Source organism: Arthrobacter sp. CAN_A2, from assembly GCF_015752045.1.
Classification (GTDB): Bacteria; Actinomycetota; Actinomycetes; order Actinomycetales; family Micrococcaceae; genus Arthrobacter_D.
Genome location: NZ_JADOUS010000003.1, coordinates 65,372 through 91,324, shown reverse-complemented (window position 1 = coordinate 91,324; position 25,953 = coordinate 65,372). Strand labels below are relative to the sequence as shown.

23 protein-coding genes and 1 riboswitch are annotated in these 25,953 nt (G+C 70.4%); of the genes, 6 read left to right on the top strand and 17 right to left on the bottom strand.

What is annotated here, in order from left to right:
* Positions 1-94: 94 nt before the first annotated feature.
* The 6 genes from IWX63_RS04840 to IWX63_RS04815 all read right to left on the bottom strand — a co-directional run bounded on the left by IWX63_RS04840 (position 95) and on the right by IWX63_RS04815 (position 7,428).
* A complete protein-coding gene (locus IWX63_RS04840) occupies positions 95-796 on the bottom strand; it encodes a PspA/IM30 family protein (protein ID WP_199277035.1) in 702 nt (233 codons plus the stop codon).
* Between the two features lie 50 nt (positions 797-846).
* On the bottom strand, positions 847-1,413 hold the full coding sequence (locus tag IWX63_RS04835) for a hypothetical protein (protein ID WP_199277034.1): 567 nt from the start codon (positions 1,411-1,413) through the stop codon (positions 847-849).
* A 79-nt stretch (positions 1,414-1,492) separates the two neighbouring features.
* Positions 1,493-3,391 carry a glycoside hydrolase family 13 protein gene (locus IWX63_RS04830; protein WP_199277033.1) on the bottom strand — a complete coding sequence of 633 codons (1,899 nt, stop codon included), beginning with the start codon at positions 3,389-3,391 and terminating at the stop codon, positions 1,493-1,495.
* 3 nt (positions 3,392-3,394) lie between these two features.
* Entirely contained in the window at positions 3,395-4,336 is a 942-nt protein-coding gene (locus IWX63_RS04825; RefSeq protein ID WP_199277032.1) for a sugar ABC transporter permease, read from the bottom strand.
* Positions 4,336-5,934, bottom strand: coding sequence for an ABC transporter permease subunit (locus IWX63_RS04820; protein ID WP_199277031.1), 1,599 nt, complete (start codon positions 5,932-5,934; stop codon positions 4,336-4,338). Before IWX63_RS04820 ends, IWX63_RS04825 begins: the two co-directional genes overlap by 1 nt.
* 195 nt (positions 5,935-6,129) lie before the next feature.
* Entirely contained in the window at positions 6,130-7,428 is a 1,299-nt protein-coding gene (locus tag IWX63_RS04815; protein WP_199277030.1) for a sugar ABC transporter substrate-binding protein, read from the bottom strand.
* Between the two features lie 256 nt (positions 7,429-7,684).
* Between IWX63_RS04815 and IWX63_RS04810 the strand changes: the two genes are divergently transcribed.
* Entirely contained in the window at positions 7,685-9,427 is a 1,743-nt protein-coding gene (locus tag IWX63_RS04810) for a glycoside hydrolase family 13 protein (protein WP_199277029.1), read from the top strand.
* 86 nt (positions 9,428-9,513) lie between these two features.
* Positions 9,514-10,527 carry a LacI family DNA-binding transcriptional regulator gene (locus IWX63_RS04805; protein WP_199277028.1) on the top strand — a complete coding sequence of 338 codons (1,014 nt, stop codon included), beginning with the start codon at positions 9,514-9,516 and terminating at the stop codon, positions 10,525-10,527.
* A 161-nt stretch (positions 10,528-10,688) separates the two neighbouring features.
* Here IWX63_RS04805 and pulA read toward each other — a convergent pair whose 3' ends face one another.
* Positions 10,689-13,769: a pullulanase-type alpha-1,6-glucosidase gene (gene pulA / locus IWX63_RS04800; protein ID WP_199277027.1), complete on the bottom strand. Its 3,081-nt coding sequence runs from the start codon at positions 13,767-13,769 to the stop codon at positions 10,689-10,691.
* A gap of 150 nt (positions 13,770-13,919) precedes the next feature.
* Between pulA and IWX63_RS04795 the strand changes: the two genes are divergently transcribed.
* Positions 13,920-14,963 carry a LacI family DNA-binding transcriptional regulator gene (locus IWX63_RS04795; protein WP_199277026.1) on the top strand — a complete coding sequence of 348 codons (1,044 nt, stop codon included), beginning with the start codon at positions 13,920-13,922 and terminating at the stop codon, positions 14,961-14,963.
* A gap of 2 nt (positions 14,964-14,965) precedes the next feature.
* Here the strand turns inward: IWX63_RS04795 and IWX63_RS04790 are convergent, their stop codons facing one another.
* From IWX63_RS04790 to IWX63_RS04765, 6 genes are all read right to left on the bottom strand, one after another.
* Entirely contained in the window at positions 14,966-15,415 is a 450-nt protein-coding gene (locus IWX63_RS04790) for a heat shock protein transcriptional repressor HspR (protein ID WP_199277025.1), read from the bottom strand.
* 64 nt (positions 15,416-15,479) lie between these two features.
* Positions 15,480-16,478 carry a DnaJ C-terminal domain-containing protein gene (locus IWX63_RS04785; protein WP_199277024.1) on the bottom strand — a complete coding sequence of 333 codons (999 nt, stop codon included), beginning with the start codon at positions 16,476-16,478 and terminating at the stop codon, positions 15,480-15,482.
* Positions 16,479-16,668: 190 nt separating this feature from the next.
* Complete coding sequence (locus IWX63_RS04780) at positions 16,669-17,328, bottom strand: nucleotide exchange factor GrpE (protein WP_199277023.1); 660 nt, start codon at positions 17,326-17,328, stop codon at positions 16,669-16,671.
* 2 nt (positions 17,329-17,330) lie between these two features.
* The gene (gene dnaK, locus IWX63_RS04775) at positions 17,331-19,202 is read right to left on the bottom strand and encodes a molecular chaperone DnaK (RefSeq protein WP_199277022.1); all 1,872 of its coding nucleotides are present in this window, start codon (positions 19,200-19,202) and stop codon (positions 17,331-17,333) included.
* 139 nt (positions 19,203-19,341) lie between these two features.
* The gene (locus tag IWX63_RS04770; RefSeq protein WP_199277021.1) at positions 19,342-20,655 is read right to left on the bottom strand and encodes a DUF2252 domain-containing protein; all 1,314 of its coding nucleotides are present in this window, start codon (positions 20,653-20,655) and stop codon (positions 19,342-19,344) included.
* Between the two features lie 169 nt (positions 20,656-20,824).
* Complete coding sequence (locus tag IWX63_RS04765) at positions 20,825-21,187, bottom strand: hypothetical protein (RefSeq protein WP_199277020.1); 363 nt, start codon at positions 21,185-21,187, stop codon at positions 20,825-20,827.
* A gap of 144 nt (positions 21,188-21,331) precedes the next feature.
* Here IWX63_RS04765 and IWX63_RS04760 point away from each other — a divergent pair, with 144 nt between their 5' ends.
* Positions 21,332-21,553, top strand: coding sequence for a hypothetical protein (locus IWX63_RS04760; protein ID WP_199277019.1), 222 nt, complete (start codon positions 21,332-21,334; stop codon positions 21,551-21,553).
* Between the two features lie 33 nt (positions 21,554-21,586).
* Here IWX63_RS04760 and IWX63_RS04755 read toward each other — a convergent pair whose 3' ends face one another.
* Positions 21,587-22,192 (bottom strand): LysE/ArgO family amino acid transporter, encoded by a 606-nt coding sequence (locus IWX63_RS04755; RefSeq protein ID WP_199277018.1) that lies wholly within the window; start codon positions 22,190-22,192, stop codon positions 21,587-21,589.
* Positions 22,193-22,261: 69 nt separating this feature from the next.
* Between IWX63_RS04755 and IWX63_RS04750 the strand changes: the two genes are divergently transcribed.
* Both IWX63_RS04750 and IWX63_RS04745 read left to right on the top strand, forming a co-directional pair.
* The gene (locus tag IWX63_RS04750; protein WP_199277017.1) at positions 22,262-23,158 is read left to right on the top strand and encodes a LysR family transcriptional regulator ArgP; all 897 of its coding nucleotides are present in this window, start codon (positions 22,262-22,264) and stop codon (positions 23,156-23,158) included.
* Between the two features lie 112 nt (positions 23,159-23,270).
* Positions 23,271-23,345: riboswitch (cyclic di-GMP riboswitch) on the top strand.
* Between the two features lie 110 nt (positions 23,346-23,455).
* Positions 23,456-24,268: a response regulator transcription factor gene (locus IWX63_RS04745; protein ID WP_199277016.1), complete on the top strand. Its 813-nt coding sequence runs from the start codon at positions 23,456-23,458 to the stop codon at positions 24,266-24,268.
* Positions 24,269-24,283: 15 nt separating this feature from the next.
* Here IWX63_RS04745 and IWX63_RS04740 read toward each other — a convergent pair whose 3' ends face one another.
* From IWX63_RS04740 to IWX63_RS04730, 3 genes are all read right to left on the bottom strand, one after another.
* Positions 24,284-24,751, bottom strand: a complete 468-nt coding sequence (locus IWX63_RS04740) for a hypothetical protein (protein WP_199277015.1) — start codon at positions 24,749-24,751, stop codon at positions 24,284-24,286.
* Between the two features lie 176 nt (positions 24,752-24,927).
* Positions 24,928-25,188 carry a DUF6221 family protein gene (locus IWX63_RS04735; protein WP_199277014.1) on the bottom strand — a complete coding sequence of 87 codons (261 nt, stop codon included), beginning with the start codon at positions 25,186-25,188 and terminating at the stop codon, positions 24,928-24,930.
* A 10-nt stretch (positions 25,189-25,198) separates the two neighbouring features.
* A complete protein-coding gene (locus tag IWX63_RS04730; protein WP_199277013.1) occupies positions 25,199-25,933 on the bottom strand; it encodes an AAA family ATPase in 735 nt (244 codons plus the stop codon).
* Positions 25,934-25,953: the final 20 nt, after the last annotated feature.

Sequence of the window (25,953 nt, the reverse complement as noted above, 5' to 3'; positions counted from 1 at the left end):
GTTCTCCGCTCCCCCGCCGGTCCGTGACGCGAGATCGGGCCGGCGGGGGAGGCGGCCAGGTCTCGCCGGCCGCGGAGGGACGACGCCGGTCCGGTCAGTGCGGTGCGGGCGGGTAGCGCCGTGCGTTCCTCCGCTTGAGGTCCTCGAGCTCCTGCTGGGTCGCCGCTTCGGCCTCGAGTTCCTCGAAGGCCCGCTGCAGGCGCGGGGAGGACGGGTCGGTCCAGGACAGCTCCTCGCGCGCCTGCGCCTGGGCCTCGAAGCGCCGCACCTCGAGTTCGGCGCTGCGGCGTGCGGCGTCGATCGCGGCCGCCTCCCGCGAGGACGAGGCGAGCGCGTCATGGACGCCGATGGCGGCCTGCGCTGCAGCGCGCCGGGCCAGCATGGCGTCGTACTCCATGGCGCTCTGCTGCACGTGCTGTTCGAGCCGACGGACGTCCTGCTGCAGCCTGCGGGACTGCTCCTCCGCCTCGCGGAGCTGCCGGGTGAGCGTGTCCAGGCGTCGTCGCGCCGTCATCGACTCGCGGATCGCGGCGCGGGCGGCGTCGTCGTCCCCGCGCTGGACGGCGGCCGCGGCGGCCGCCTCGACCCGGTTCAGGTAGGCGGCGGCGTCATTGGCGGCGAGGCCCACGCGGTGATGGTGCGCCGCGACGTCGGCGGCCCCGCGGCGCGCCTGGTCCAGCAGCGCGTGCTGCGCCGACTGGGCGCTCCGGGCCTGGACCCTGGGGTCCTGCTTCCCTTCGGCCGCGGCGTTCCGGTTGGCCTGCACGATGCGCGTGATGCGTCGTTTGATCGACATTGCTCGGACCCCCGGCTGCTGGTTGTGGTGTGGCTACCTGGTCGAACCTCTCACCACGTCTGCCGGTTCCCGTAGGTGTCCCGCCAGGTCCCCATGGCCGAGATCTCGGTGCGCAGGCGGGTGGTGGCACGCTCGAGCTGGAGCGTGTCGATGGACCGCGAGGTCTGCAGGAGGCATCGGCGCAGGTCGGCGGATAGTTCGTCGAGGGCGTGCGCCTGGGTGGAGAGGTCCCTGGTCCATTCCTGCTTGAGCGCGCGGTTGGGTTCCCGGTCCGCGGCCCGCAGCAGATTCTCGAGGGAAGCCGCCGCCTGGTCGATCTCCGCGGCGGCCCGCGGCAGGTCGCCGACCGGGCGGCCCTGGGCGGTCGCCTCCGACAGGGCGAGGTGCGTGGCGCGCGAGGACCGGGCGAGGTTGCCGATCAGGCGTGCGGGTTCCCGGGTCAGGGCATCCGGGGAATAGGCGCGGGCGGCCAGCAGGCCGCGGTCCCTGGTCCGCTCGATGATGCGCGAGTTCCTGACCCTCCGCACGACCACCCAGCCGGCGACCCCGGTCCCGGCGCCGAGGGCGAGGAGCACCCCGAGGCCGATGGCGAAGGCTTCGACGAGCTCCTCAAGCATGATGGTGCTCCGGGATGTGGTTCATCCGTCTAGTCTGCCCGCCTCCCCTGACAAATTCCACCCGTCGAAGGGCCCTCGATCACCGACGGGCAGGGGGAGGGACGCCGGGAAGACGCCACACCCCGACGCCCGGCCCGCGGCCCGACACCACGAGCGCGTCCGCCGTCTCCTCCGCCGACGCCCCCGGCAGGCCCAGGTCGATCGCCTGGGCCGCGGTCCACGGGGCGGGCAGCAGGTCGGGCGGCACCCGGACGGCGTCGTAGTCAGCCCGGGCCGCCGCGACCACGAGGCATTCCTCCTCGTGCTCGCGTACGAACACGACGACGTCGGGCGTCGCGGCCAGCCAGCGCACCGCACCCTCCCGCAGCGCCGGGGAGGCGCGTCGGAGCGCCGCCAGGTCCGCGATCAGGGTGCGCACGTCGGCGGGCCGGCGGTCCGGGGTGTCCCACGGCATGGGTGTCCGGGCGTCCTCGCCGTTCGTGCCCCGCAGGCCGAACTCGTCACCGGCGAAGAGCGTGGGCAGGCCGGGCAGCAGGAAGGCGAGGGCGAGTCCGACGGCGGCGCCGCCGTCGACCATCACCGTGGCGGCACGCGCGGTGTCGTGGGTGTTCAGCGCCGTCATGTTCTGCGAGCGGACGCGCCACGAGAACCCGGAGGACAGGGCCGTGTGGGTGGCGACGAGGTCGCCGCCGTCGATCCGGGGTACGCCGGGCGCGGGCGTGCCGAAGAAGTTGACGCCCGCCGCCGCCCGGTCCCCGCGGGCCAGCCACTGCCAGAGCGGGCGCGTGAAGTTCGAGTAGGTCATGCCGCCGTCCCAGGTCCGCCCGGACAGGTCGTCGGTGGCGTCGCCCGTGGATTCGGCGAGCAGCATCAGCCCGGGCCGGACGCCGTCCATGGTGCCGCGGATGAGCGCGGCGACCTCCCGGTTGAGGTCCACGCGCCCGTGCCGTCCGGTCATGTTGGCGACGTCGATGCGCCAGCCGTCGAGGTTGTAGGGCGGGAGCAGCCATCTGGCCACCGCCGACTCCGGACCCTCGACGAAGCGGCGGCGCAGTCCCGGCGAGGACCAGTCGAGTTTCGGGAGGCTGGGGACGCCGAACCAGCTGGCGTACTCCGTGCCGTCCTCACTGAAGTAGTAGAAGCCGGCCTCCTCGCAGGTCGGATCGGCGGAGGCCTTCCGGAACCAGTCGTGGGCGTCGCCGGTGTGGTTGACGGTGAGGTCCCCGAGCACCGCGATGCCGCGGGCGTGGGCGGCCTCGACGAGCCGGACGAGGGCGGCGTCACCGCCCAGGAGCGGGTCCACCTCGTCGAACGTCGAGGCGTCGTACCGGTGGTTGGACCGCGCGGGGAAGAAGGGCGTGAGGTACAGGACCGTCGCGCCCAGCGCCTGGATGTGGTCGAGGCGGTCGGTGATGCCGTCGAGGTCTCCCCCGTACACCTGCCGGGGCGTCAGCTCACCGCGCGGCTGCACCGGTTCGTCCCAGGGGCAGCCGACGGCCCAATCCGGGAGGGCGTCGAGGGGCGTGGCGGAGGAGGACCGGGCGTACCGGTCGGGGAAGACCTGGTAGATCACGGCGTCGCGCGCCCACGGCGCGGGTGCCGGGCGGCAGTCGAGGCGGAAGTCGTCGCGGTCGGGGGTGTCCCGGCGGGACGTGCCGACGGCGTTGAGCCACCGCTGGGCAGGCCCGTGCGGCGTCGGCAGCTCCAGCAGGAACCGGTAGCGGAGCGTGGGGTTGACGGCGGTGACGTGCGCCTCCCAGCAGGCCCACGCGCCGTCGTCCCCGGCACCGGTGAGGAGCCGCGCCTCGTCGTAGTGCCCCTCGCCGTCGCGGATCGACCGGACGAACACCCGTCCGGGTGTCCCCCACCGGATGGGGACCCGCACGCGCACCACGAGGGTGTCGCCCACTCCCGGCGACTGCTCGGGCACGTACAGGGGCGAGCCGTCGTGGTGGGGTGCGAGGAACGGGTCCTGCACGGGTCAGCCCTTGACGGAGCCGGAGACGAGACCGGTGGTGATGTACTTCTGCAGGAAGAGGAACAGGGCCATGACCGGCACGGCCGCGAGCACCGCGCCCGCGGCGAAGACGCCCCAGTTCTCGGACCGCTGCTGCGCCACGTAGGAGTACAGGCCCACGGCGAGGGTCTGCGAGTCGGGATCCGTCAGCACCACGCTGGCGATCACGAATTCGCTGCTCAGGCCGATGAACGCGAGGAGCCCGACGACCGCGAGGATGGGCGTGACGAGCGGCAGGATGATCGTGAAGAACACCTGCACGTGGCTGGCGCCGTCGATGCGGGCGGCTTCGTCGAGGGACTTCGGGACCGTGTTGAAGAACCCGTACATGAGGTACGTGTTCACGCCCAGCGCTCCGCCCAGGTAGACCATGATCAGGCCGAGCTGGCTGCCGAGGCCCAGCCACGGGACCACGTCGGTGATGGCGTTCAGGAGCAGGAAGATGGCGACGACGGCGAGCAGCTGCGGGAACATCTGCAGGATCAGCAGCGAGAGCAGGCTCACGCGGCGGCCCTTGAAACGCATGCGGCTGAACGCATAGGCCGCGAGGGCGCCGAGGAACACGGTGGCCGCGGAGGTCACCACGCCGATGATCATCGTGTTCATGAACCACCGCCCGAAGGGCCTGCTCGGGTTGTCGAACAGCGCCTCGAAGTTGCCGGTGTCGAACCGGCTGAACAGGACGTTGGAGCCGGCCATGGTGCCGCTGGAGTTCAGGGCGGCGGAGAGCACGTAGAGCAGCGGGAACACGGCGAAGAGCGTGGTCACGACGCCGACGACGTGGCGCCAGCCCTTGTGCCTGAACCACTGGCCGAACGTGCGCTTGCGCTGCTCGGGGATACGGCGGGACCCGCCCGCGTCCGGCTGGACGGGGGCGGCTGCCTGGGGATCGGTGAACGTGGTCATCAGTTGATGTCCTCCAGAGCCTTGGTCTGCCGGAAGCTGATGGCGGAGATCACGGCGACGATGATGAAGATGATGATGGACAGGGCGCTGGCGAGGCCGTAGTCGCGGCCCACACCGGTGCCGAACGCGATCTCGTAGACCATCGTGATCAGGATGTCGGTGTGGCCGATGTTCGCCGTGGTGCCCGAGAACCGGGGCCCGCCGTCGGTGAGCATGTAGATGACGTTGAAGTTGTTGAAGTTGAACGCGAAGCTGGCGATCAGCAGCGGCGCGACCGAGACCAGCAGCAGGGGCAGCTTGATGGCGGTGAACGTGCGCCACGCGGTCGCCCCGTCCATGCGGGCGGCCTCGTTGACCTCCTCGGGCAGCGACTGCAGGGCGCCGGTGCACACCAGGAACATGTACGGGAAGCCGAGCCAGAGGTTCACGATCAGCACGCTGACCTTGGCGAGCAGCGGGTCCGTCAGCCACGGGATGTCCGCGCCCCCGAAGAAGGTGTTGTTGACGAATCCGAACTCGGGGTTGAGCAGGCCCGACCACACGAGGCCGGCGAGGAAGGCGGGGAAGGCGTACGGCAGGATCATCAGGATGCGGTAGATCCGCTTGCCGCGCAGGTCCGGCAGGTTGAACGCGTTCGCGAGGAACAGGCCGAGCGCGAACGTGGACAGGACGGAGACGATCGCGAAGGTGAAGGTCCACAGGACCACCTGCAGCAGTGGGCCGCGGATGTTGTCGTCCGAGAACGCCTTCACGAAGTTGTCGAAGCCCACGTTGATCTTCCAGCCGGTGCTCAGCTGCTCGCCGTCCGAGGACCGGAAGGAGCCCTCGCCCGTGTCGGAGTAGGTGGTCCCCGTCTCGAGGTCGGTGAAGGTGCTCGAGGCCTCGTCGTAGCTCAGCGACGGGCGGTAGACATAGGCGTTCGAGCCGTCGCTGGTCTTGAGGCTGCCGTCCTCCGGGTCGTCGGAGAACGGGACGGTGACCGCCAGGATGTCCGCCTGGTTCGCGAGGACCTCGCCGAACTGCAGCGTGCGGTAGCCGTCGAGCTCCACGCCCTTGCCGGTGCCGTCGGTGACGGCCTCCCCTGCCTCCTCGAGCGGCACGTCGGTGGTGCCCACGGACACCCCGCCGTCGGGGTCGGTGGCGAGGAGGTGGAACTCGCCGTCGCGCTCGAGGACGGAGATCCGGTAGGCGGGCGAGTCCGGGACCCGCTGCTGCGCCGAGAGCTGGATCGCGTTCACGGCGTCGGCCTTGGTGCTGTTGTGGCCGTCGCCGTAGTTGGTGAACGCGACGTAGCCGCTGTAGATCATGACGAACACCTGGAAGATCACCAGGAAGAAGATGCCGGGGGCCAGGTACTTCGCGGGCAGGCCGCCCCTGCGCAGGTAGATCCAGTTGATGAAGACCGTCACGGCGGCGCCGACGACGAGGATCACCCATTTCTCCTGCAGGAAGAGCGTGATGAGGACGTAGACCGCGAAGGCATCCACGAGGGCGAGCAGCACGATCTTCGCGAGCAGGCCGAGGGTCGAATCGGAGCGGACGGCAGTCTTCTTGGGAGGACGCGTTGCGGCCGGGCCGGGAGGGGCCGATGTGAGCATGGCGGAGGCTTTCGGTGATCGGCGCGGAAGGCCGCTGCTGTGATGCCGCCACCTCGATAGGGGTGGCGAGGAAAAGGGTGGCGCCCGTCGCCGGGGCGACGGGCGCCAGTGGTACTGCGTTACTGCGTTACTGCGTTACTGCGTTACTGCGTTACTGCGTTACTGCGTTACTGCGTTGCTGCGTCACTGCGGGTACTACTGTTCGGCGATCTTCGCCTCGATGTTGCTCACCATGGTGGTCCAGGCTGCGGCGGGGTCGCCGCTGCCCTTGATCAGCGCGAGCTCGGTCCCTCCCCAGTCGGCCCAGACGGCCTGCATCTCGGGCAGTGCGGGCATCGGGACGCCGTTGGCGCCGATCTCACCGAACGCGGCGACGATGGGGTCGGACGCTGCCTTGTCGAAGCTGGCCTTGAGGGCCGGCGGGCGGCCTCCGACGTCGTACATCGCATCCTGTGCGGCTTCGGTGCTCAGGTAGTTCACGGCGAACTCGTTCGCCGCGAGGGCGTTGGCGCTCTTCGAGGAGATGAAGAAGCCGTTGACGCCGATGAACGGCTGGGCGTCCTGGTCGCCGACCGTGGGGAGCTTGTCGACGGCGAGGTTCAGGCCGGCGGCCTGCGCGTCGGGGACGTTCCACGGACCGGTCAGGAAGTAGGGCGACTCGCCCGCGTTGAACTTCTCCTTGGCGATGTCACCCGTGATGTTCGAGTTGATGATCTTCGATCCGGTGTCGCCCCACTCCACGAGCTTCTTGGCGAATTCCACGCCGTTCGGCTCGCCGAGCAGCAGTTCGTCGGCGTTGTAGCTGCCGTCCTCGTTCTGCCCGAACACCGGCACGCCCATCGAGGTCTGCAGCGGGTACAGGTGGTAGGGGTCGCCCTGCTTGGGATCCATGCCCACCAGGAACGGATAGGTCGCTTTCCCCTCGGCGACCGCGGCCTCGCCGTTGGCGATGACCTCGTCGAAGGTGCCGGCGGCCTCGGGGACGAGGTCCGTGTTGCGCAGCAGCGCGATGTTCTCCAGCGCGTAGGGCACGCCGTAGACGTTGCCGTCATAGGTCATGGCCTGGACGGCGGACTCCTGGAACTCGGAGGCCTTGTCGCCGAGCTCCACGGGGGCGACGACGCCGTTCTGCACGAAGGTGCCCAGCCAGTCGTGGGGGCCCACGATCAGGTCGGGTCCCTTGCCGGTGGGCACCTGGGTGATGAAGTCGTCGCGGACGGCGGCGAAGTCCTTGACCGCGAGCTTGACCTCGATGCCGGTGTCCTCCTTGAAGGACTTGGTGATCTCCTCGAGGGCGGGGGCGCGCTCGGCGTCGACCCACATGGTGAGGGTGGTGGCGCCACCCTCGGCGAGGTTCGGGGCGGCGGAGCTGGAGCTGGCGGAGGAGGACTCGGAGGCCCCTCCACCGCAGGCCGTGAGGGCCAGGACGGCCACCGACACGACGCCGGTGATCAGAGCGTGCCGACGGGTCGGCTGGGTGGATCGCACCTTCATTGGTGAACCTTTCATGAGCGGCTTCTGTCGATCTCCCGGACGAGGCACGGGGCTTCGCGGGCCGGGAGACGTGGGTGTCGCAGCCGCTCCCAATCGGAGGCGACGGTGACCCGAGTCACAACTGTAAACGCTTGCATCGGGTTTGCCCAACGCAGGATGCCCGACGCGCCGGTACCCGAGGAAAGACGCAAGATCAAGGCACTTCCTGCTGAAAGCGCTTCCACAATCCGGTCGGATGCGGTCTAGGATGATGCGCATGTCTGAGATCGCCCGCCTCCTGCACGGCGAGGACCTGTCCTCCCCCGATGCCTTCCATGCACCGCTCCACGCCCCCTCCGAGGGCGACCAGTGGTGGCGTTCGTCCGTCATCTACCAGGTGTACCCGCGGTCCTTCCGCGACTCGAACGGCGACGGCATGGGCGACCTCCCGGGCATCACGGCGGAGCTCGACCACCTCGCCGAGCTCAGCATCGACGCGCTCTGGCTCTCGCCGTTCTTCACCTCGCCCCAGCGCGACGGCGGCTACGACGTCGCCGACTACTGCGACGTCGACCCCCTGTTCGGCACGCTCGCCGACTTCGATGCGCTCGTGGCGCGCGCCGACCGCCTGGGCGTCCGCGTGATCGTCGACCTCGTCCCCAACCACTGCTCCAGCGAGCACGTGCTCTTCCGGGCCGCCCTCGCGGCTCCCGCGGGCTCCGCGGAACGCGCGATGTTCATCTTCCGGGACGGCCGGGGCACCGACGGCAGCGAGCCGCCCAACAACTGGCAGTCGCACTTCGGCGGGCCGGCCTGGACCCGCGTCATCGACGCCGACGGTACGGCGGGCCAGTGGTACCTCCACCTCTTCGACTCCTCGCAGCCCGACTTCAACTGGGACAATCCCGCGGTGCGGGCCGAGTTCGAGAGGGTCCTGCGCTTCTGGCTCGACCGCGGCGTCGGCGGTTTCCGCGTCGACGTGGCCCACGCCCTCATCAAGGCCGAGGGGCTGCCGGACTGGGGCGGACGCGCCGACGGCGGATCCTCCGAGGGCTTCCCCGGCTGGGAGGCGCCCATGTTCGGCCAGGAGGAGATCCACGACATCTACCGGCAGTGGCGGGCCATCCTCGCCGAGTACGACGGCGAGCGCATCCTGTGCGCGGAGGCCTCGATCGACCCCCTGCCGCGGCTCACGAACTGGGTCCGCTCCGACCAGATGCACCAGGCGTTCAACTTCGCCTACCTCCACCACCCGTGGAACGCGCACGGTCTCCGGCACGTCATCTCCTCCTCCCTCACCGCGTTCGACGCCGTGGATGCTCCCACCACCTGGGTACTCAGCAACCACGACGTCGTCCGGCACGCCAGCCGCTTCGGGCTGACGGACGGCCCGCCGCGTGGCGGCGACGGCATCGGCCGCTCGGACGCACAGCCCGACACAGCGACCGGCCTCGCCCGCGCCCGCGCCGCGTCGCTCGCCATGTTCGCGTTGCCCGGCGGGATCTACCTCTACCAGGGCGAGGAACTCGGCCTGCCCGACCACACGGCGATGCCCGACGACGCCCGGCAGGACCCGACCTTCGTCCGCACGGCCGGTGAGAGGATCGGCCGCGACGGCTGCCGCGTCCCCCTCCCCTGGCAGGCGGCGGCGCCGGCGTTCGGATTCGTCGACGCCGAGGCGCCCGCGACACCGTGGCTGCCGCAGCCCGAGGGCTGGGCGGAGTACGCCCGCGACGTGCAGTCCGCCGACCCCGAGTCCACCCTCTCGCTGTACCGGACGGCCCTGCAGCTGCGCCGGGACCTGCGCCTCGGCGCCGGGTCGCTCAGCTGGTCCCGGGACTTCGAGGCGTCCGACGTCGTCGCGTTCCGCAACGGGGAGGTGCTGGTGATGCTGAACATGGGCGAGTTCGCCGCTCCCCTGCCGGAGGGCACCGTCATCGCCACCAGCACGCCGGGCTCCGTGACGGACGGCATGCTCGCCCCCGACGCCTGCGTGTGGCTGATGGCCTCCGCCGGGTAGGAGATCCGCGCAGGATCCGCAATGATCGGACGGGGGCACCCTGCTGGGTGTCCCCGTCACCGCTGACCACGCGGGAAGGGGGAACCATGGCCGGCATCAAGGACGTCGCCCAGCTGGCCGGCGTGTCCACCGCCACGGTCTCCCGGGCCCTCAGCGGCAACGGCCGCGTCTCCGAGCGGGCGCGCGCACGCGTCCTGCAGGCGGCCAGGGAGCTCGACTTCGTCGTCAGCTCGACGGCCTCCTCCCTGGCATCCGGACGGCACCGCAACATCGGCGTCGTCGTCCCGTCGGTCGCCCGCTGGTACTACTCCCAGATCGTGGACAGCCTGGCGGCGTCGCTCCTCACTGCCGGCTACGACCTCACGCTCTACAACCTCAACGAGGACGCCGGTCTCCGCGACCGCGTCCTGTCCGAGTTCCTGCTGCGGCAGCGCTGCGACGGCGTCATCCCGGTCTCCCTCGAACTGAGCCGGGAGGAACTGGGGCAGCTCCTCGCCGTCGGCAAGCCCGTCGTCGGGATCGGCGGCCCGCTCCCCGGCGCGGAGACCTACAGCGTCAACGACCGCGAGATCGCCGAACTCGCCACCGAGCACCTCATCAGCCTCGGGCATCGGCGCATCGCCCACATCGGCGGGTCCGACGCCTTCGAGAACGACTTCCGGATCGCCGGTACACGGCGCCACGGCTACGAATCGGCGATGGCCGCGGCGGGCCTGGAGATCCTCGACTCCTGGCGCGTGGACGCCGACTTCACCATCCAGGGCGCGCACAGCCAGGCGAAGCAGCTCCTCGGCTACCCGCGGGACACCCCGACCGCCGTCTTCTGCGCGTCGGACGAGATGGCCATCGGCGCCATCCTGGCCGCCCGCGAACTGGGCCTCCGCGTCCCCGAGGACGTCTCGGTGATCGGTATCGACGGGCACGAGCTCGGCGAGGCGCTCGGCCTGACCACCGTGGCCCAGTTCCCCCGGCAGCAGGGCAAGCGGGCCGTCGAGCGCCTGCTGCAGATCCTGCAGGATCCTGGCGCCTACCGCCCCACGAACCACTCCGCCCGGACCGCCCTGATCATCCGGTCGAGCACCGCCGCCCCGGCGGCCTGACGCCCCGGTACCGTTCCCTGGGACGTCCGGCCCCGGCGGTGCGTGTCGACCTCCGACGCGCCGGCCGGTCCCGCCCGGTCCGCGCCGAAATCCCGCACTCCCGCCGGGAACCGGAAGGGCCCGGCACCCCGTGAGGGATGCCGGGCCCCGGTGGGCGCGGACTACCGCGCCTCGAACACCGCCACCGTGCGGGCAGGGACCGTGAAGGTCCCGTCCTCGGTGGCCGCGGCCTGGCGGACGACGTCGTCGCTCCCCGCCGCCTGGACGGCGTGCAGCGCGAAGCCCGTGCCGGCGGCGGCCGGGACGCGCTGGCTGGTGGGTTCGTCGGAGGCGTTGAAGACCACCACGATGCCCTTCCGCCCGGGATCGACGTCGGGACCGACGGTGTCGTCGAGGTGCATCACGATCACGCCGGGCGCCTGGTCGGGACCACTGCCCGGGAAGGACAGCTTCTGCTGGACGAGCCCGGCCGTGCCGAGGCTGAACAGCGGGCTGCCCTGCCGGACCTGCAGCAGCTCCTGCGCCTGCTCGCTCGCCGCCTCGATGTCCGCCGGCGACGGCTTGAGCGCCGGGTCGGCCAGCAGCGGCTGCATGAACGCGTACTTGCCCTCGTTGTCCGCACGCGGCGGCAGGCCCCGGCCGAAGCCGTTGTCCGTGCCCGTGTGGTCGAGGATGTTGAACCAGTCGCCGGAGTCGTAGCTGTTGCGATCCAGCGACTTGCTGCGCAGCGCCTCGCCACCGGCGTGCCAGAAGGAGACTCCCTGGCCCAGTGCCGTGGTGGAGAGCGCCAGGGTCTGCATCCTCACGCGGTCGGCCATCGGGGTGTCGGACGGCAGCTTGAACGCGAGCGCGTCGAAGAGCGTCTCGTTGTCGTGCGCCTCGACGTAGGTGATGCTCTCCTGCGGGTCGGCGGCGTACCCGGTCGGCGAGCCGTTGTAGTCGACGTCGGCGCCCGTCACCTGCCGGCCGGTGCGGTCGGTGAACACGTAGTCCTTCAGGTTGCCGGTCAGCCCCACCCGGATCTGGTCCTGCGACAGCAGCAGCTCGGCACGCTGTTGGGCCTCGGTGCCGTTGCCGGCGACGCCGTTCGGGTCGGTCAGCAGCCCGGAGGCGAAGCCCTGGATCCGCGGGTCGTCGTCGAAGGGTCCGCCGCCGCGCACCGCGTCGCGGAGCCGGTCGTTGAACGTGCCGATGCCGGTACCGGCCATGTTGGCCTGCGTGGCCTGGACGAACCGGGCGTTGTCGGCGACCTCCCCGAAGTTCCAGCCCTCGCCGTAGAGGTAGATGGACGTGCCGTCCACGCCGTCGCGCTTGAGCGTCAGCTTGTCGAGGGCGGCGCGGACGTCGAGGATGTTCTGCTTGGAGTGGTGCCCCATGAGGTCGAACCGGAAGCCGTCGAGCTTGTAGGTGCGGGCGAGCGTCACGATCGAGTCGACCATCAGCTTGCCCATCATGGTGTGCTCGGTCGCCGTGTTCGGGCAGCACGTCGAGGTCTCGACGGCGCCCGACTCCGGGTTGAGGCGGTGGTAGTAGCCGGGCACGATCCGGTCGAGGTTGTTCTCCGACGACTGGCCGGCGCCCGCGGTGTGGTTGTAGACGATGTCCTGGACCACGCGCAGGCCCGATTCGTTCAGCGAGGCGACCATGCCGCGGAACTCGCGGATCCGGGTGGCGTCCGCGGGGTTCGTCGAATAGGAGCCCTCGGGCGTCGTGTAGTGCAGCGGGTCGTAGCCCCAGTTGAAGCCGTCCCGGGCGGCGACGTCGGTGACGCACTCCTGCTGCCCGGTGCTGTCGGGGGCGAACGCCTCGAGGTCGCAGTCGGGTCCGGCCTGCCGCGCCCGGTCCTCCTCGATGGTGCCGATGTCGTTCACGGGCAGGAGGTGGATGGCGTTGAGCCCGTTGTCCGCGAGCTCCGAGAGCCGCTGCATGCCGACGCTGTCCGGCCGGCTGAACGCCGCATAGGTGCCGCGCTCGGCCTCGGGCACGGTGGTGTCGGTGATCGAGAAGTCGCGCACGTGGAGTTCGTAGACGGACAGCTCCTCGGGCCGCTCGAGGGCCGGTTTCGCCAGGCGCGACCACGACGACGGCATGAGTGCCGGATCCGTGAGGTCCACGAACAGGGAACGCTCCGAGTTCGTGGAGAGCCCGACGCTGTAGGGGTCGGTCACGCGGTTGTGTTCCACGGCGCCGGTCTCCGGGACGAAGACCTCGACGTCGTAGAGGTAGTACGCGCCGTTCCAGTCCTTCTCGCCGTCGACGCTCCAGATGCCGTCCTTGCCCGCCCGCAGGGAGCGCGTGGCGATCGGGTCCCCGCCCGAGCCGTCGCGGAAGACCTGCACGGAGACGCTGCGCGCCGTCGGGGCCCAGAGGTCGAGGTGCGGCTTCCTGCCCTTCCAGCTGAGGCCGAGCTGCTGGCGCGCGGCCCCCGCGTAGAGATCGTCGAGCACGCCGGGCACCTGGACGCCCGTGGTCGCCAGGAGTTCTCCCTCCGGCGAGACCGCGGCGAGGAGCAGCTGTCCCTTGAGCAGGTCCCCGGCCTTCCGGGCGTCCTTCCTGTCGAGCGTCACGGTTGCGAGGTCGGCCAGGTGCGGGTAACGGGCCGCGAGATCGGCGGGCAGCGCCTCGCCGCCGCGCTGCAGGTCGATGTAGGTGCCGCCCGTGACGCTCGTGTCGTCGGCGACGAGGCCACCCTCCGGGGCGGAGTAGAGCCGGAAGCGGGCATCGGCCGGCACCTCCGCGCCCCAGGCGAGGGTGTCCTCGGTGAGCCAGTGCGCCGCCGTCGACCCCGTGGGCGCCTGGGGGGCGTCGCTGGAGATGACGTGCGTGCGGTGGTTGTAGGTGAAGGTCACCGGGCCGCCCGGAGCCTGCAGCGCCAGGTTCGCGCCACCGGCGGCACCGTCGGCGCCGTAGTTCTCACCCCAGGACTCGTTCAGCGCCACCTTGTACTCGTAGGACCCGGCGGGGACGTCGAAGGTGGCCGACCAGGTGTCCGGCGAGCCATCCACGGGGGCGAGCCTCGTGGCTGCGCACTCCGGCTGCCAGTCGTCCGGGCAGCCGATCTCCGCTTGCAGGGAGCCCACGAGGGCGACGGTGCCCGGCGGGGTCGTGTGGTCGGCCAGCGCGGGGGCGGGCATAAGGGTCGCGAGGAGCGGCGCGGTCAGGACGACGGCGGCCAGCCGGGAGCGGCGCCGAAGGGCTGGTCTCCCGCCGGTCCGGCCCGTATCCGTGGTGTTCAGGGTCATGGTGGTCCTTCCCCGGCCGTGCGTCGCTGCAGGCCGGACTGGGGGTGGATACCCCGACCCTAGGGATGCCGCGCGCCGACCGTCAAGAAGTTTTCGAAACTTTCACGCAATCTTTCTGGGCGCGTTGCGGGCCTGCGCTAGATTGGGGCCATGACTCCCGGCAAGCGTAACGAGCGGCCGCGCCTGGACGACGTCGCCCGCACCGCCGGTGTGAGCGTCCCCACCGTCTCGCGTGTCCTGAACGGCAAGGGCGGCGCCTCGCAGGAGACCCGGCAGGCTGTCCTCGCGGCGATGGACAGCCTGGGCTACGAGCGGCCCGGACGGACGGCAGGACGCTCCAAGGGGCAGATCGGCGTCGTGGTCCCGGACCTCGTGAATCCGATCTTCCCGGCCTTCGCCGGCGCCATCGCGGCCCTGCTGGCACCCAACGACTACATCCCCGCCCTGTGCACCCTGCCCGGCGGGGGCATCACCGAGGACGAGTACGTCGCCCTCATGCTGGACCAGGGCGTCAGCGGCATCATCTTCGTCTGCGCCGCGCACTCCGACGGCCGGGCGAGCGTGGAGCGCTACCGGCGCCTGCGCGGCCGCGTGCCGTTCGTCCTCGTCAACGGGGCGAGGCCCGAGATCGACGCGCCGTCCGTCTCGAACGACGACGCCACCGCCATCCGGACGGCGGTCCGTCACCTCGTGGCGCAGGGACACCAGCGCGTGGGCTTCGCCACCGGACCCGACCGCTTCATCCCGAGCCGCCGCAAGCTGGAGGGTTTCCGCTCCGGGCTCACGCAGTTCCTCGGGGACGACGACGCCGGGCCGCACATCGCGACGAGCATGTTCACCATCGAGGGCGGGCAGAGCGCGGCGAACGAACTCATCGACAGCGGCCATACCGCGATCGTCTGCGCCTCGGACGTCATGGCCCTCGGCGCCGTCCGCGCCGCGCAGACCCGCGGCCTGCGGGTGCCGGAGGACATCTCGGTGGTCGGTTTCGACGACTCCCCGCTCATGGCCTTCACCGATCCACCGCTGACGACCCTGCGGCAGAACGTCGCGGCGATGGCGGAGGCGGCCGTCCACGCCCTGGTCACGGAGCTGGACGGCGACCGGGTGACGCGGAACGAGATCCTGTTCCAGTCGGACCTCGTGGTCCGCGGTTCCACCGGGGCGGGACCCGCGGTGCGGACCGCCCCCTAGCCCTACGGGGCCCGCGTGTACGCCTGGTTCGCGGTGCGCGCCGGCTCGGGGCGCCACACCATCAGGGCCTGGCTGCGGGCGCGTGGTCGCTGCCCCCGGACGAGGGTGACGACGTCCCCCGCGAGACCGGCCGCGAACACCCGGCTCGACTCGGCGTGGACGCGGCGGGCGGCCAGTTCGGAGGACAGTTCGGCGACGCGCGACTGCAGGGCCGCCACCTGGTTCTCGAGGTCGAGGATCCGCCGGATACCCTCCAGCGATACGCCCTCCTGGGACAGCCGCTGGACCTCGCGCAGGGTACTGACGTCCTTCTGGGAGTAGCGGCGTGCCCGGCCCGGCGCCCGGCTGGGCGTCACGAGGCCGAGCCGGTCGTACTGGCGGAGCGTCTGCGGGTGCATGTCCGCGAGCTCGGCCGCCACCGAGATGACGTAGATGGGCAAGGTGTAGTCCATGGCAGGCCTCCTTCCGTTGCCGATACTCCCGGGTACTGCTCGAATACAGGTCTCGAACGGCCTGCTACAGGCGCGCCTTCGCGGCCAGGCCCGCCCGCGGATCCGCATCCTGCGTGGCGGCCCGGAACGTCTCCACGGCGGCTTCCGCCTCCTTGGACAGGTTCTGCGGAACGACGACGTCGACGGTCACCAGCAGATCGCCGGTCGCCTTCGACGTCTTCACGCCCCGGCCCTTCAGCCGGAGCGTCCGGCCCGACGGCGTGCCGGCGGGCACCCGCATCGTGACCATCTCGCCGGAGAGGGTCGGCACCTGGATCTCGGCACCGAGCGCCGCCTCCGGGAAGCTGACGGGCACATGCACCCGGATGTTGTCGCCGTCGCGCTTGAAGAGCGGATGCTCCTTCACGCTGACGCTGACCATCAGGTCACCGGGCCCGGCCTGGCCCGGCTGGCCCTTGCCCTTGACCCGGACCTTCTGGCCGTCGCGGATACCGGCCGGGATCCGGACGTCGATCTGCTCCCCGGAGGGTTCGCGCAGCCCGATCGTCGTGCCGTTGATGGCACCCGCGAAGGAGATGGACGTGCTCGCCGTGCGGTCCGCGCCCTTCTGCGGTCGGGTGGGCTGGAACCCGCCGGGGAAGCCGCCACCGCCCATACCGCCGCCGCCGCCGAACAGGTCGGCGAATTCGGGGGGCAGGTTGCTGTTGGAGAAGCCGGTGCGCTGGCGTGTGCCCGCGCCCTGGCCGAAGAGGTTGCCGAAGACGTCCTCGAAGCCGGCGCTGCCACCGGCGCCGCCGCCCGCCCCGCCCGCGGAGAAGCGCGCGCCGCCGCCCATCGCACGGATGGCGTCGTACTGCTGGCGCTGCTCGGCGTCGGACAGCACCGAGTAGGCCTCCGACACGTCCTTGAAGGTCCGCTCCGACGCCGCGGCCCCCTGGTTCTGGTCAGGGTGGTGCTTGCGCGCGAGCTTCCGGTACGCCTTCTTGATCTCATCGCCGGAAGCATCCTTGGAGACACCCAGGATCTTGTAGAAATCCTTGTCGACCCAATCCTGACTAGCCAATTGGCGTCTCCTTCCTAGGTCCTGCTGAAAGTTGTGGGCCCGAAGTGTCGGTGTGCAGCTTCCTGCACCCACCGCTTCGGGGAGAGCCGGGTGGGGTGGTCTTCTGTAGGGCCTTTAATATTCCTTCGCGAGTTCTGCGAGCGCAGGAATTTCGTTGGCCCGGGAAGACCATCCCACCCGGCGGGTAGAGCTACTCCGGCACGGCGACGATCACTTGCGCGGCCCGGAGGACGCGCTCCCCCTTGCGGTAGCCCGCACGGAGGATCTGGCTGACGCTGTCCGCCTGGACGTCCGCGCTCGGCTGCTGCATGAGCGCCTCGTGGACGTTCGGGTCGAACGCGACCCCGACCTCGTCGATCCGGGTCAGCTCGTACGTCTTCAGGACGTTCTCGAGCTTCCCCGCGATCGCCGCGAAGGGGCCGTCGGCGAGATCGCCGTGCTGGCGTGCGGCGTCGATGTCGTCGAGGACGGGCATCAGCGAGTTCAGGACGCCGATGACGGCCTGGTCGCGGGCGACGTCCCGGTCGCGCTCGACGCGGCGCCGGTAGTTGACGTACTCCGCCTGCAGGCGGAGCAGGTCGTTGCGGAGTTCCGCGACGACGTCCACCGCAGGATTGTGCCCCTCGGCGCCGGCCTCGTTCAGGATGGCCTCGGCCTGGGCCAGGGCGTCCCCCTCGGAAGCGTCGGCGGCGGGGGCCGCCTGCTCCCCGGTCGCGGATTCCTCCGCGACCGGCTCGCCGGCGTCCTTCTGCTGCCCACGGACTTCGCCCGTCTCAGGGTCGATCTTCCGGTTGTCACGAAAGCTCACCGGCTCTGACTCGTGCTCTTCTTCATTTCCGTGGTGCGGCATGGCTACTTCTTCTCGTTGGTGTCTTCGTCAACCACTTCGGCGTCGACGATGTCCTCGTCGCTGCCCGCGGAGGCTGGCTGGTCGTCGGCGGGCGCAGCGCCGGCCTGGCCGGCGTCCTGCTGGGCCGAGGCGTAGATCGCTTCGCCGAGCTTGGACTGCGAAGCCTGCAGCTTCTCGAAGGCCGCCTTGACCTCGTCGTCGTTGTCCTGCGTCTCGAGGGCCTTCTTGAGGGCATCGACGTCGGCCTGGACCTCGGTCCTGACGTCCTCGGGCAGCTTGTCCGAGTTGTCGGCGATCAGCTTGTCCACCGAGTAGGCGAGCTGCTCGGCACCGTTGCGGACGTCCGCGGCCTCGCGGCGCTTCTTGTCCTCGGCGGCGTGCTCCTCGGCCTCGCGCACCATGCGGTCGATGTCCTCCTTGGAGAGGGAGGAACCACCGGTGATGGTCATCGACTGCTCGGTGCCGGTGCCCTTGTCCTTGGCGGACACGTGCACGATGCCGTTGGCGTCGATGTCGAAGGTGACCTCGACCTGCGGGACGCCGCGCGGGGCCGGCGCGATGCCGGTCAGCTCGAACGTGCCCAGCGGCTTGTTGTCGCGGGTGAACTCGCGCTCACCCTGGAACACCTGGATGGCCACCGACGGCTGGTTGTCGTCCGCCGTGGTGAACGTCTCGCTGCGCTTGGTGGGGATGGCGGTGTTGCGCTCGATGAGCTTGGTCATCATGCCGCCCTTGGTCTCGATGCCCAGGGACAGCGGGGTGACGTCGATCAGCAGGACGTCCTTGCGCTCGCCCTTGAGGACACCGGCCTGCAGTGCGGCGCCGACGGCCACGACCTCGTCCGGGTTGACGCCCTTGTTGGGCTCCTTGCCACCGGCGAGCTCCTTGACGAGCTCTCCGACGGCGGGCATGCGGGTGGAGCCGCCGACGAGGACGATGTGGTCGATGTCGGCGACCTTGATGCCGGCCTCGGTGATGACGTCGTGGAACGGCTTCTTCGTCCGGTCCAGGAGGTCCTTGGTGAGGTCCTGGAACTTGGCGCGGGAGAGGTGCTCGTCGAGGTGGACGGGTCCGTCCGGCGTCACCGAGAGGTACTGCAGGGAGATGTTGGTGGACGTCGCCGAGGACAGCTCCTTCTTGGCCTGCTCGGCGGCCTCCTTCAGGCGCTGCAGCGCGATCTTGTCCTTGGAGAGATCGGCACCCTTGGCCTTGGCCTGCGACAGCAGGTAGTCCACGACGCGCTGGTCCCAGTCGTCGCCGCCGAGGCGGTTGTCACCGGCGGTGGAGCGGACCTGGATGGTGGAGAAGGCGTCCTCGTCCTTGCCGACTTCGAGCAGGGAGACGTCGAACGTTCCGCCGCCGAGGTCGAACACGAGGATCAGCTCGTCTTCCTTGCCCTTGTCGAGCCCGTAGGCGAGGGCCGCCGCGGTGGGCTCGTTGACGATGCGCAGCACCTTCAGGCCCGCGACCTCGCCGGCCTCCTTGGTGGCCTGGCGCTCGGCGTCGTTGAAGTACGCCGGCACGGTGATCACGGCGTCGGTGACCTTCTCGCCGAGGTAGCTCTCGGCGTCGGTCTTGAGCTTCTGGAGGATGCGCGCCGAGATCTCCTGCGGCGTGTACTTCTTGTCATCGACGGCGATGTTCCAGTCGGTGCCCATGTGGCGCTTGACCGACGCGATGGTGCGGTCGATGTTGTTGACGGCCTGGCGCTTGGCGATCTCGCCGACCAGGACCTCGCCGGACTTGGAGAATGCGACGATCGACGGCGTGGTGCGGGCGCCCTCGGCGTTCGCGATGACGGTGGGCTCGCCGCCTTCGAGAACCGAGACGACCGAGTTGGTGGTTCCGAGGTCAATACCTACTGCACGTGACATGCAAATTCCTTTCGACTGCCCGGGGTTTGCGAGGCGCTCATCCGCCGGGCGCGTAGATTGAGCGTTCTGGACTCAAGTATAGGCGGGGATCGGGACGGGTCAAAACGAAGTTGAGTCCGGCCGACTCAACTCCCCGTGTCTAGGCCGCCGGTACAGCGGTGATGAGCCCCTCGCGGAAGGCGTCGACGAAGAGCGCATGGTCCTCGCGGACCGTCTCGGCGTAGGCCTCCCCGAACCCGACGATGTCCTCGAGGAAGTCGTCGCGTGAGCGGTCCACGGCGGCCAGGATGGCCGTCTCCGTGCGGAACGGCACGAGGTCGTGGTCGCTGTCCTCGTCGGTCGAGCAGTGGATCTTCGCGGTCGCCTGCCCGAGCGCCTCGAGGACCGGCACCATCTGCTCGGGTTCGGTCAGGTCCTCCCAGGAGAGGTCGCGCTTGTAGGGCGAGAGCTCCGACACCACGAAGGAGACGCCGCCGATCGTCGTGTAGCCGAGGAACGGGTCGGTGTGGGTCTGCAGGGACCGCTGGCTGATGACGGCCCGGTGCCCGTCGTCCGCGAAGTAGCCCCGGACCCGCTCGTCGTCGACGATCCGGCTGGGCGCGGCGATGTTCGACTGCTTCATCGTGAGGATGATGTCGTTCTCCTGCGCCTCGTCGAAGCCCTCGATCAGCACGTTGTAGGTCGGCAGGCCGGCACTGCCGATCCCGAACCCCTTCTTGCCGACGATGCCCTTCACCCGGTAGAACACCCGCCGCCGGGACCGCTCGCTGTCCGGGATCGTGTCGAGGTACCGGTCGAAGGCGTCCGCGACCTCCCGGTACTCGTCGTCGGGGAGCACCCGGATCGAGCCGTCGTCGCGGAACTGGCGCTCGTAGTCCTCGATGAGCGTGAGCGCGTCGAGCAGTCGCGTCCGGCGTGCCGCCCGGGCCTGCTGCAGCACCTGGTTGACGGGCCCGTCCGTGTTGTCAAGACCGAAGGCGAATTCGGACTGCTCGTCGTCCACGTAGTCCCCGACCCGGCCGAGGTACGCCTCGAGATAGGTGCGCGAGAGGTCCCGGACCGACTGCGACGGCAGTGCCTTCTGCCAGCAGAGCAGTGTCAGCGATGCGACGAAGCGGCGCAGGTCCCACGAGAAGTGGCCCACATAGGCCTCGTCGAAGTCGTTGACGTCGAAGGTGAGCCGGCCCTCGTTGCTCATGTAGGTGCCGAAGTTCTCGGCGTGCAGGTCGCCGTGGATCCACACCCGGCTGGTGCGCTCGTCCGCCCAGGCGTCGTCGAGCCGTGCCATATCGGTGTAGAACAGCGCCGCGCTGCCCCGGTAGAAGGCATACGGATCCGCCGCCATCTTCCGGAACCGTGCCCGGAAGGCGAGGGGGTCCACGCCCATGAGGTCCTGATGGGCCTCCACGAGGGTGCTGACGATGTGCTGCTGACGGGACTCGGAGGCTGCCATCACGCCACCGTACGCGTGTTCCCTGTGGATCGCGGGGGATCAGTGGCGCGTGAGGACTGGTTGCCACGGAGGGGCACCCGCGTGGCTCTGCCGGCGTCGCCTGCGAGGGCCGGCGAGCAGCGCGCCACCATCGGCCGCAGCGGGCGGCCGGCGGCGGAGCATTCCGGCGCTAGGCGGGGTGTTCCTCGCGGGGGCTACCGCCGTGGCTGTCACCGGCCTGGCTGGTGACGGTGGTCAGGAGGAACACGGAGTCCTCCAGCGCCTCGACACCGTGACGCACGTGGGTCAACGCGACGATCTCCCCGGCAGCCACCTCCGATGGGTCCTGCCCGGTGACCCGCACCCGACCCCGCAGCACATACATGCTCGCAGCAGGCGGGGAATTGTGCTCAGCGAGGATCTGCCCTCTCCTGAGCCCGATGACGGTCTGACGGAGGGGCCCGTCGTGGACGAGGATCGCGGCCGAACGACCCTTGTCACTGGCCGTCGCGTCGTCGAGTGCCTTCACGAGAGCCGACTCGATGATGGGCATGGTGCCTCCTGTGGTTCGCTCGTGTGCTGGATCCAAGCGGTCGGTGCGACAGTGCTGGCCAGTCTATCGGTGACGGTGAGGCCATCCGGTGGCGCCATCCGGTGGGGCACCGGGGTGACACCCGCGGGTGCCATACTGTCCGGCATGGACCTCGAACAATGGTGGAACATCGTCACGCCGCCGACCAGGGAATGGCTGATCGCCCACAACGGCGAGGCGCTCACGCCCGAGGTCGTCGCCGACATCAGCCGTGCCGGCGGCCTCGTCGCCTCCGATGCGTGGTGGATGGGCGGACGCGGGCCCGATGGCATCTTCCTGTCCGACGCCGCGACCGACTGGATCGAGGAACGCGCCAACGAGGAGTAGCGCCCGGCCGCTCCATGGTCGCGGACGCACGCGCTACCTCAGGACGAGGAGCACGGCCAGCAGGAGCATGACGACCGCGATCAGCCCGTCGAGGATACGCCAGGCCCGCGGGCGGGCGAAGACGGGGGCGAGGAAGCGGGCCCCTACGCCGAGCGCGGAGAACCACAGGATGCTGCCGAGGGCCGCACCCGCGGCGAACCACCACCGGCCCGGCGTGCCATGCGTGTTCGCGAGCGATCCCAGGAGCAGCACGGTGTCGAGGTACACGTGCGGGTTGAGCCAGGTCAGGGCGAGACACGTGCCGAGCGCGGCGCGCCAGGACATCGTGGCGTGTCCGCCGTCGACGTCGAGTCGCTCCCCCTGGAGTGCGCGTCGCGCCGCCAGGGCGGCATACCCCGCGAGGAAGGCCGCCCCGGCCCACCGCACCACGTCGAGGAGCACGGGGGCCTGCTCGATCGCTGCTCCCAGCCCGCCGACGCCGAGGACGATCAGCACGAGGTCCGAGACCGCGCACACCGTCACGACCAGCGCTATATGGGAACGCCGCAGGCCCTGCCGCAGCACGAACGCGTTCTGGGAGCCGATGGCGACGATCAGGGTCAGGCCGGCGGCGAGGCCGCCGGCTGCAGTGGAGATCACGGGCCCACGCTAGGCCCCGCGTCCGTGCTTAGACAAACTAATGTTCCTTCAGCATGATAAGAATTGCTCATGAGATCCGTCGATCCGGGACAGGCCGCGGCTCTTGCCGCGATCATCGACCAGGGGAGTTTCGAGGCGGCGGCCTCCACTCTCTCCGTCTCGCCCTCCGCAATCAGCCAGCGGATCCGGGCCCTCGAGGTGGCCGTCGGGCGCCCGGTCATCACCCGTACCCGCCCCCTCCGCCCCACCGAAGCGGGACGGGCGATCATCCGCTTCGCGCGACAGCTCGAACTGCTGTCGGCAGACCTCGCCACCGAGCTCGACGCCACCCGTGACGGCCCCCGGCTGCGGATCACGATCGTGGTCAACGGCGACTCGCTGCACACCTGGGTCCTGCCGGCCCTCGCCCGGGTCGCAGACACCCTGCAGCTGGAGATCCTGCGGGAGGACGAGGACTACTCCCTCGAGCTGCTGCGCGACGGCGCCGCCTCGGCGGCCATCACGTCCGTGGCCTCTCCCGTGCAGGGATGCTCCTCGCAACCGCTCGGCGTCATGCGCTACGTGCCCGTCTGCTCACGGGACTTCCGCGCCACCTGGCTCGCGGACGGGGCGACGCCGGAACGGCTCTCCCGTGCACCCGTGGTCCTCTTCGACCGGAAGGACGATCTCCAGGACCAGTACCTGCGGTCGCGCGTCCGCCACGCCTTCGATCCGCCGCGCCACTACCTGCCCGCGGCGCAGGAGTTCGCAGACGCGATCCGCCTCGGCATGGGGTGGGGTCTCGTCTCCGAACTGGAGTTGCGGTCCGACCCGCAGGACCTCGTCCCGCTCGGCCCCGGAGGCCACGTGGACGTCCCGCTGTACTGGCAGCAGTGGCGCCACGGGTCCACGGCGCTGGCCGCCGTCAGCGACGCGGTACTGCGGTCCGCGGCACTCCTCCTCCGCCCGCCCGCACGGACGGGCTGACCGCGGGGGCCGCACGCTGCGCCGGCATCAGTGACGCCACGGTCGACGGCCCTCCCGCTTGTTCACGGAGGTGTCGGTCGGGGTTGCTACTATCATCGGGCGAGCAGCTGCTCGTCGACAAAGGCAAACCCGGCGCGAGCCGGGGACGCAAAGCCACGGGACCCTCGAGGTCAGCCGGGCCGCCGAAGAGAACAGGCCCACGGAGTATGCCTCGGACACGCCACGTCCCCTCAGTTCCCATACCGGCCTGCCGACAGGCGTCGGCCGTCCCGCAGGGCCGTCCCGGGACAGCCCGCGATGAGTAGTCCCACACTCGGCGATCGCCGCGCCGCCGTCGTCATCGAGGACGATCTCGATATCCGGAACCTGGTCTGCGCGGTCCTCGAGCAGGGCGGCTTCGTGGTCAGCGGTGCCACCACGGGACGCGAGGGTGTCGACGTCGTCCGCCGGCAGCATCCGATGGTGGTGACCCTGGACATCGGGCTCCCCGATATCGACGGGTACGAGGTCCTGCGCCGGATCCGCAACACCACCGACTGCTACGTGATCGTGCTCAGCGGCCACAGCGACGAGATGGACATCCTCACCGCCCTCCAGGCGGGAGCCGACGACTACGTCCTGAAGCCGTTCCGCCCGCGCGAACTGCGCGCCCGCATCGACGCGATGCTTCGCCGGCCCCGCATCGGACAGGATGCGCAGCACCCGCCGGTCCAGCCCGCGGACCCCGCCGCATCCACCCCGTCCGACGACGGCGAGGCCGCCCCGGTCGGGTCCGCGAACGTCCTGCGGAACGGCGGGATCACCGTCGACGGCGACGCGCGCATCGCCAGCTGCGCCGGCGTCGAGCTCCCGCTCACGAAGACCGAATTCAACCTGCTGTGGGAGCTGATGCGGAGCAACGGCGCCGTCCGGACCAAGGAGGAGCTGGTCCGCGTGTCCCGGGGCGGGGACTACCGGGGCTACAACTTCGTCAGCCGCACGGACGAGCGGGCCATCGAGGTGCACGTCGCCAATCTGCGCCAGAAGCTGGCGCGCTTCGACGGCGGTCCGGACCTCATCACGACGGTGCGGGGCGTCGGCTTCCGCATCATGCCCCGGAACAGGGACTAGACCGGGACCGACTGCTCAGGATTCGTCCGGGTAGCCGGCACGCAGTTCCCGGAGCGTGTCGGTCGCGCAGGCGCGCAGCAGCGCCGCCGAGCGCCGGGCGCCGTGGAGGTCGTCGGCGGCGATCATCCTGTGGATTGCACGCGCGGCCTGATTCAGGCGCACCGCGCCCACCATCATGGCCGATGTGGTCACGCTGAGGACGGCATCCTCGGCGCCCGTGGCGTCGCCGGCCTCGATCCGCAGCGCCAGCCGCTCGAGCTTGCCCTCCAGCGTGGCGGAGAAGTCACGCACGAACCGGAGGACGACGGCGGGGTCGGAGAAGTCGCGCCGCATGTCCGCGAGGACCGTGGGGTCGACGAGGGGCGCTGCTTTCCCCGGGGCGTCGAAGGAGGGGTCGGCATCGTGCAGGAGGGGTGCCGCACCGTCCACCGGAGACCGGCCCTGGAACTGGTCAGGGCCTGACGGGGCTGAAGGTAGGGGCACCGTCCAAGCCTAGCGACGGCAGGAGGGCGGCGTGTACCCGCAAGAAGTTCTTGCGCAAAGCTTGCGCTGGAGCGTGCCGTTTGCAGACAGGACTGCTGCGCTTCACCTTCGCGCCACCCGGCACCGGCCGGTGCAGGCCGGTGCTCTCGGATCCTCGGACCCGGACCGTGCTCCGCTCAGGCCTTCCACTCGGGCAGGTAGCCCCCGTGGCCGGCCCACGGTCCGGCGAGCAGCTTCAGCATGCTCGACCCGTGGGGCTCATCGAGGTCGAACAGCGCGAACTGGAGGAGCCGGCGCTTGGCCTCGCACTCGGACAGGACACGGGCGGGCTCGTACCAGCCGCGCGCCCCCCACACTTCTTCGGGGAGGGTGCCCGTGCGGGCTGCTTTTTCGTCCTCGGTGATGCGGGCGTCGAGGAAGGTGGCGATCTCGTTCATACCTGAAACCTTATCGAGCAGGAGCAGCGGCACCGTCCACCCCACGCGGACGACGGCCCGCCGTCGCTCGCCGGCTCACGATCAGGCGGGACCTGCCGGTCGCGCGCGGCAACGGCTCCAGGTGCCGTCCCTCTCCCGTGACGATCTCCTCGAGCTCGTCGAGGACTCCGGGCAGCGGCCCGTCGGCGTCCACGCGCCGGAAGCCGTCGAATTCGGGGAGCCCGAGGTAGCCGGCGCGGTAGGCGCGGAGGTCCTCGACGCGTTCGGTGTCGGCGCCCCGCACGACGATCCGGCGGAAGGCCTCCTCCGGGCTGACGTCGAGGAAGACGACGACGTCCGAGGCCGGCAGCATCCGCGTCAGCGCGGCGAGGAACCTGCCGCGGGGCAGTCCGCGGGTGGTGCGCAGCGCCTGCTGGCAGTGCAGGTGCCGGTCCAGGATGACGACGCCGTCGAACCGGTGGGCGCGGAGATGGTTGGTGAGCACGTTGACCGCCCGGACCAGCGATTCCAGGAGGTCGAGGATCCGTGGCGGAACGGAGAGGCCGAGCCGCGCCGTCCACGCCGTCATGGTGCGCCGCCCCGAAGGATTGGCCAGGACCAGCGTCGGCGTCGTCGTCCCGAGGAGCCTGCCGAGCGCGGAGGCCGCCGTCGTCTTGCCCGCGCCGTCGATGCCCACCAGGGCTACGACGACGCGACGCACCGGACGGCGGGAGGGCCTGCCGTCGGTACTCGCTCGGGGTATCACCCTCCAGGTATACGGGCTGA